Source organism: Acaryochloris sp. IP29b_bin.137 (genome assembly GCF_028285745.1).
GTDB lineage: Bacteria > Cyanobacteriota > Cyanobacteriia > Thermosynechococcales > Thermosynechococcaceae > Acaryochloris.
On sequence record NZ_JANQOP010000068.1, the window covers coordinates 1 to 7,987 of the forward strand.

At 42.2% G+C, this 7,987-nt stretch carries 4 protein-coding genes and 1 pseudogene; 1 reads left to right on the plus strand and 4 read right to left on the minus strand.

Annotated features, from left to right (window positions below):
- Positions 1-422, plus strand: a pseudogene (locus Q0991_RS05105) (IS4 family transposase); the annotation flags it as partial.
- 624 nt (positions 423-1,046) lie between these two features.
- Here the strand turns inward: Q0991_RS05105 and Q0991_RS05110 are convergent.
- From Q0991_RS05110 to Q0991_RS05125, 4 genes are all read right to left on the minus strand, one after another.
- Positions 1,047-2,507 (minus strand): efflux RND transporter periplasmic adaptor subunit, encoded by a 1,461-nt coding sequence (locus Q0991_RS05110; RefSeq protein ID WP_299486108.1) that lies wholly within the window; start codon positions 2,505-2,507, stop codon positions 1,047-1,049.
- On the minus strand, positions 2,504-5,626 hold the full coding sequence (locus Q0991_RS05115) for an efflux RND transporter permease subunit (RefSeq protein WP_299486110.1): 3,123 nt from the start codon (positions 5,624-5,626) through the stop codon (positions 2,504-2,506). The genes Q0991_RS05110 and Q0991_RS05115 overlap by 4 nt, the downstream gene beginning before the upstream one ends.
- A gap of 542 nt (positions 5,627-6,168) precedes the next feature.
- Positions 6,169-7,560: an isochorismate synthase gene (locus tag Q0991_RS05120; protein ID WP_299486112.1), complete on the minus strand. Its 1,392-nt coding sequence runs from the start codon at positions 7,558-7,560 to the stop codon at positions 6,169-6,171.
- Between the two features lie 213 nt (positions 7,561-7,773).
- The gene (locus Q0991_RS05125) at positions 7,774-7,896 is read right to left on the minus strand and encodes a hypothetical protein (RefSeq protein ID WP_299486114.1); all 123 of its coding nucleotides are present in this window, start codon (positions 7,894-7,896) and stop codon (positions 7,774-7,776) included.
- Positions 7,897-7,987 lie beyond the last annotated feature (91 nt).

The window sequence follows — 7,987 nt, forward strand, 5'->3', positions numbered from 1 at the left end:
TGTATGGCTGGCGTTGGCCAGTGGCGGAAGTCAATCTGCGCCATCTCAAAACCACCTTAAAAATGGAGATGCTCAGTGCCAAAACTCCGGATATGGTGCGCAAGGACATTTGGGTACATTTGTTGGGCTATAACCTACTCAGAAGTCTCATGGAACTTGCGGCACCGCTAGCAGATAATGCTAGAACTCAACTGTCTGTGCAAGGAGCACGACAACACTTCAATCAGATGCTTGCTTTGTTGGCGACAGCCAAGCGTGCGACCAGAAAGCGGTTGTTTACTCATCTACTTGAGACCATGGCAGCCGATCTATTACCCTCTCGACCGAATCGGCACGAACCGAGAGTCGTCAAACGCAGACCCAAATCTTTCCCGCGAATGCGACAACCTCGCTCTGCTCTCAAAGCTAAGCTAGCTGTTTGATTGAGCTTAAGTCAGTGCCATTGAGCTATGGATAGCAGTAGTTTTAGTACTTCTCATTAAATATTACTTATTGATAATCAGATTAGCGTGCAAGCGCTGTAATGGCCGAAATAGGTTTATCAGTATAGTACTCTTATACTAAAATGCCTTAAATCGCAGTTATGGTCGTTTAAGGCCGGTTAGAGGCTTACTTAATCAGCCATTAGTGCAACTTCCCTGTTTTCGCTATATCCCCAATGATCTAGAAACAGCAGCAGAAAGGTTCCCGGATCAGGTAAGGGTTTTGGCAGGTGCTGCCTCCTCAGGCAGAGCCTGAAAGCGGAAGTTTTCAACTGCTGGTTCAATCTCGTCTAGTGTTCGTCATCACACAGTAAAATTTTGGCTTTCATTCAAGCAGATGCCTCTTAAGCTGAGAGGAGTGAGTCCATTGTAAAACCTCCAAAATTCAGACTGGGCAATGCAACCCGGAAAATATTACAGGTAGGCCTTCTCCGTAATGATCTTCCCACAGCTTGTTGATGAAGTCTTCAGGTCAGATTCAATTTTTATCAGTTCGAAAAAATGGAAAGTATATAGAGTATATGTTAGGGCAAGCAATTACCCTATCAGACAGGTGAAGGCTTTTCAATTTTGGTTGCGCAGGACTGATAGATTTACCTCAACAGGATGGACTAATTGACCAGCAATAAGGCGGTGGTTTCCGTTAACAATGACTTGATCATTGTTTTGGAGCGTACCGCGCACAAACACCTTATCTCCCTGGGTATATAGAACTTCTACATCTCTTTTCTCAACCTGAAAGGTATTTGGGGGGTGAATGGATGTTTCTGCTTCTCGTAAAGCATAACAAGACCATAGACCTCGAACGCCTCTGACAAGAGCTGTTGTAGGCAGCCAGTAACCAAAATCATCAATGGTTTCAGTTAATTTTAATCGAGTGATTTGACCACTTCGAACTTCCCTGGAAGCTGATGGCTCTATTTGGAGCACTACGGTGAGGGTACGAGTCACAGGGTCTATTTGGGGTAAAGTTGCTATAACTTCGGCTTCATATTGTTCTTTTCCAATCACGAGGTGTTGGTTACTACCTATAGGAATCTGAGTAGCGGCTTCAACTGGAACACCTACATGGGCCTCCAGGGCTTGGTCTTCTAGAAGGGTGAGAATAGGTTGACCTGCTGAAACAACGGTTCCTTCATCTACCAGGCGGTTGGCAATTCTGCCGGTAAACGGTGCTCTCAAGATGCTTTGCCTCAGGTCAATTTCTAGTCCGTCTAACCTTGCCTCTAATTGTTCTAATGCAGCTGTTTGAGCCTCAATTTTTTCAGGTCGTGACCCCGTAAGAACCTTATCGAGCTGACTTTGGGCTTCATTCAGACGAGCTTGCACAGTGTTGACTTCCGTAGTAGCTTCATCGAGATGCTCACGGGGAATAGCACCAGCGGTATAAAGCGCCTGACGACGTTGATGTCTAGATTGAGCGAGTTTCAGTTGAGAGTCTAAATTTTTAACCGATGATCTTTCTGCTGCAATGGTTTCGGAGCGTGAGCCAGTTTTCAATTCTTTGAGTAAGGCATCGATCTGATTTCTTCCAGCGATCAGTTCCTGATGTTTGACCCGGAGTTTTTGGGTATCTAGATAGGCTAGGGGCATCCCTCTTTCGACTTGATCGCCTTGATCAATAGTTAGGCTCAGTAACTTACCAGCTCGCTCAAAGCTTAGTGGACTGGTCCGGCGAGGAACAATCGTGCCAGTATAGGTCCGCTTAACCTGGTAAGTATGGACTTTGGTAACCTGAAAAGTTTCAACAGGAAGAATTGTTGTTGCGTCTGAATCATTCGCATTTGCTGTTTGACCGGATCGAAAAGCTGACAGCATTCTTAGATTTGATGCCCATTGCCGACCGTTAGGTGTAAATCCAATAATCATCAAGCCAAATATCAGCAGAATAGTGGCTCGACTGGAAAATGCAAATTTGGGAGTGTTGTGTCTATCAGTATCCTGCAGGAGCTGTTTGAAAAATCGCTCAACCCAACTTCCTTCTGAGTCCGTTTTGGCATGTTGCTGGTCGAATGGCTCTTTCATGATGTTGGGTTCCCTAAAAGTTTGAAGGATTTGGGATAGGTTTGACCAAACACGATGAGGTAAGCACAGGGAACAAAGAACAATGCTAGGAAAGTAGCCCCACCCACGCCTCCAGCAATGCAAATGGCTAAAGGAGGCCAAAGTTCTCCACCATCGAGCAAGAGGGGAATAAACCCAGCAACGGTCGTAATAGTAGTGGTGAGGACATGGCGAGTTGAGCGCACAATCACATCTACCATTGCTGGGCGGAAGCCTTTTCGGGCTCGGGGATTTGTGCGGATAGCAGCGAGCACTACAATTGAGTCATTAATGGCTACTCCAACTAAACCCACCGTGCCTAAAATGGCCATGAAACCGAGTGGATAACCAAAAAACCATAAGGAGGCAAGTGCAAGTCCTACTGAACCAACAGCAACTAATAAGATGATGCAGGCACTCCGGAAGGAATTAAAAGAGAGAACAAGGACAGAAACCATCAAAACAATAAATATTCCTGCAGTGGAAAGTAAATTGCCGACAGCTTCATTACGTTCAGCTGCTTCTCCCCCCCATTCCATTGAATAACCTGGCGGAAGTTGAAAATTGCTGTTATTTAGGCGTTGTTTGAAATCAGCTAGGACAGTTGATGGTAATACCCCCGCTGTTATGAATCCTTGAACTGTATTGACTCTTTGACCATTACGCCGAGTAATAATGGCAGTTTCGGGGATCAGGTCAATTTGACCCAGAGCTGATAGAGGGATAGAAGTTGATTTTCCTGAGTTTAACGGAGGTTTGGGTACTAAACCAATCGTCGTAATCTGGTCGAGGTTAGCACGATTATCGCTACCTAGACGAACTCGCAAGGGCAATTCAACTGTATCTTCGAGGATAGACCCCCCGACAGTGCCTTCTAAGTTTGTATTGAGTTGCTGGGCTATTTGAGTGTTATCTAGCCCCGTGAGTTGAGCTTGTTCTTCATCCAAGGAGAGAGTTAATTTTGGTAGAAATTCTCCCAAGCTGGTACGTGTATGGATAACTTGAGGAACTTGAACTAATTCAGAGCGAACTTGGTTTCCAAGCTCCTCAAGAATATCCAGATCTGGGCCATAAACTCGCAATTCAATAGGGGGAACAGGAAGGGCCTGCTTTAACTGCTCGACAAGGATTCGAGCAGAGGGAAAACCTCGATCTAGTTCCCTTTGCAAATTTTGAACGAGATTAGGAATAGATCTCCCAGTATTTGTTTGAACCATTGCAGTAGCATAGTGGGGAACTTCTCCCTTAATCCCATGTCGGGCAACCGTATAGTAGAAGGTAGGTGCGTATGTTCCGATAAACCAATGGAGATCAGTGACTTCAGAGTGCTGAGCGATCAGATTGTTCGCTTCCTCAACGATAGATTTTGTCTGCTCCATGGAGGTAGACAGAGGAAGTTCTAACTTGATTTGAAATTGATTTCGCTCTGCTGGAGGGAAAAACTGTTCTGGGATATGACCTACAGCCATAAAACCTATAATGGGCAAGATAATGGCTAGTCCTACTCCTAATAGCGGAGTTGTTAAAATTGAGCCTAGGATACGGCGATAAACTTGAGTTAATTGAGGGTTTGAGAAACCAGTTCGCCACCAAACCATGTTTTTATGGTGAATCTCCCCTTTCTGATACATCCTACTCATGATTGCAGGAATAATTGTAAGGGAGAATAATAGGGAGCTACTGATGGCGACGATTACGCTGATGGAGATTGTTCTTACATATTCGCCGATATGTCCCCGTAAAATAGCAATAGGAAAGAAGGTAAGAACAGTGGTCAGGGTAGAAGCCAGTAAGGGAATGGCTAGATAACTGACCGCCCGAGAAATAGCTTTTTGGGGATGTAAGCCCTCTTCAAATAAATGTTTTATTTCATCAACCACAACTATAGCGTTGTCAATTAGCATCCCCAAAGCAATAACTAAACCCGTTAATGACATCTGATGTAGGGGAATCTCTAATAACCTCATCCCTCCAAATACCATCAGTATGGATAAGGGTAGTGATAACCCCAACACTAGTGCAGATTTTCCTCCCATTAGAAGGGTTGTACTGGCAACGACAAATATTACGCCAATCATCAGATTCTTGAAAAGATTATTCAATCTAGTCTCGACATAACGATTTTGGTTAAGGATAATGTCCAAACCAATATCGGATGATATGGTGCTGCGAAATGCTTCTAACGTCTGGGTGGCCTCTTCCATCCATTGGTCAACCCGCCTGTTAGGTTCAACTAAAACTGCTAAGGTAATTCCTGGTTTGCCATTGATAATTGCTAGTTCGCTCGGTGGATCTTGCCTACTCTTTTTTACTAGGGCAATATCCCCCAAAGGTATTAATTGCTCTGAATTTTTGTCAGTACGGATTGGAATTTGACGAATCCGTTCAAGAGAGTCTATTTCACTATTTACTTCAAGTAATAGGTCATTGTTCGGGCTGAGTAACCTGCCGGAAGATACTTTGGCGTCGCTGAGGCGAATTTGTTGAGCAAGCTGCTGGGGAGTAATTCCTAATTTTCCTAAAACGACTGGATTAATCTCAACTAGAATTTCTTCAGAAGGGGCACCCCAAAACTCAATCTCCTCTACACCTCCGATGCCTCGTAGTTGTTGTCTAAGATTCTCTGAAAGACGATTCAAGATGGCATAATTAGGTGGAGTATCTAATTCCCAGGTGAGGGCAACTATAAGGGTATAACCCCTACCGTCATTCATGTCCTCATATTTGGGAGCTAATACACCTGAAGGCAACTGGGGAGTAATATCAGCAATTCGATCACGTATGCTAGACCACACCTCATCATGATTTTTAACAGTATCTTTCAGTACTATAAAGATTAAGGATGTACCCAGCTGTGAAGTAGATTCAATAAATTTTATTTCCTCAACTTCCTGAAGTTTTTGTTCTAATTTTTCAGTTACTAAAGAATCTACTCTAGTGGCACTTGCACTTGGAAAGCGAGTGGTTATTTTGCCACTCCACTGGCTTATGGCAGGATCTTCCATGCGAGGTAGAACATGAAATGAAGATAGTCCCCACACTAAAATAATACATATTGTGAGAATTAGTAGCCGGGTATTACGGTAAAAATGGGTCCACATTTCTATTTTCAATGTGAGTAGAGTTTTACTGAATAGATGCTCTATAGACCCACAAAGGAACAGAACTAGCAGATTGATAGGCTAGTTCTCGTCATATTAAACCTATTCAGCATGAAGTCACTTGGTTACAAGAGACCTATGCACCTTGTTAATGAAAGAATACCCAATTAAGCCATTAACTATGCTTCGTAAGTCTCCGATATGATTGGGGAATTCGATCATTACCATGGTCATAGCCGCATCCAACAAATCTAGGTGCTGCCAAACCCACAAGTCTTGACCTTTCAGCCCAACCTCAGGGTGACAACGTCGCGTTATGGATATAAGCTTCCCGCAACCATAAAAGTGAGAATTTAGGACCAGCGGTTAAACTCCCCTTTAAAGTGGGCTTTCAAGCCTCAAGTTTTACCGAAAATGTTTGGCTTGAGAGACTCCATCGCAACTCCTTGGATACCTTAAAATCCCTTGATTTATTTCGATAAGTTCATTTAAAGATTGCCCTATATTTTAAACAGGATAATAATTCTGATTTTCCCTGTATTTCATACAACATCTACCGAAGCTTGACAATTTAAAACCTGAAGAAAATTTCTGATTTTACTTTCTAATTCTTCCCATTCTGCTTCTGGCTGAGAATCTGAAATGATACCTGCTCCAGCATATAAAATCAGTTTATTCCTTTGAATTAAACCTGACCGAATTGAAACTAAAAACTCAGCACTTTCAAGGGCTACCCATCCCACAGGAGATGCATAAAATCCCCTTGAAAAAGTCTCTAGATTAGCGATTAGCTCTAATGCTTTTTGTCTAGGATAACCACCTACTGCGGGTGTAGGATGAAGTTGATTAATAATGTCCGCATCACTTATTTCAGGATTCAGGATTCCAGAACAATGAGAGTATAAATGTTGTACTTGATTGAGGCGCAATAAATTGGGGCCATCTGCAATATTAACCTGATGACATAAAGTGCTAAGAGTTTCTTGCAAACCTTTCAATACTAATTTATGCTCCCTCATTTCTTTAGGGGAAGATAGCAACTCATTAGCCAAATTATCATCTTCTTGGTAAGATGACCCTCTGGGACGAGTTCCGGCAATTGCCTCAGTTTGAATTTGGCTACTTTGTCGCCAATAAAGGCGTTCGGGTGTAGAACCAATAAAAGCTTTATCTCTATCTAGCTGAAAGCAAAATTGAAAAGAACAGTTTTGCTCCTTTTGGATTAAACTCAACAAATGTTCTGGCTGACAAGAGTCTACAATTGTAAACTCAGTTTGTCTAGCTAAAACTACCTTCTCAAGTATACCTTGATCAAGATAAGTTAATCCCTTATTGACATTGTGATACCACTGTAGCTGATTAGGAAAATCGACTCGCTTAGATATTTGAGGTTTTTCGCATTGTTGATGAGGTAAGTTAAAATTGATAGCTGCTAGTTCTTGCAAAGTTTGTTGGATCTTTTTATTTGCATTATCGCTGTGATGTAACAGTAAATTCAATGCAAAATAGGTACCAGTTTTATCCTTGCAAACTTCAAACTTGGGAACAAGAAAGAAATGATTTCCAAAATCCTGCCAAGGATAACTAGCAATCTGATTTTGCGAAAAACATATACCCCCATAGTAACGAACGCAGGAATATTTGCAGGACAGAAATTTTCTTAAGCGTTTAAAGAGAACATGGGAGCTTGCTTTTTCCCTGCTAAATACTAAATCAGCTGATCCAACACCAGCCATTTCAAACCTATCATGCCTGTCTGACCAATAAGTTTTTACGATGGATTTTTGTTGGCTTAACCAGTGCAATGGTTCTATATCATGATCTATAGATACTTCTAAACGAACAATTTTGCTCTGAGAATTTTCTGCTAGTATCTTAAGTTCATCTACAATAAAATCTATAATTTGCCTATGCAAGCACATAGTGTTAATCAAAATAATATTACTTTAAAGTGTCTATAATTTCCTAAGACAAGAAAAAAGCAAACTAAAAAAATTTTGAGCTTAGCATACAACTGCTTGGATAAAGATTAGGTGTTTTAGGTAGGGGTGAGTATAGCCTGACAATTAGAAGTGTTCTTGTAAACCTTAGAGTCTTGGAACCGTCTCTGGGCGAGAATTCCAGTTTCTGGTAGCTAAACCCCAGAATTAGATCATCATGACGTGGGTGGCGACATTAAATCCCGAATCTGTATCCAGTATTCCCAAGGTATTGTTGAATGTTCCAGCAATGATCAATTCCCCAGTGGTCGCATTGAAAGTAATCGGCATGGTTTAAAAACAGGGGATTTTGGGTTACACTTCCACGGCAAAATAAGCCATCAATGATTGATGGCTTGAGGTCTACTTCTTCCCTATCAGG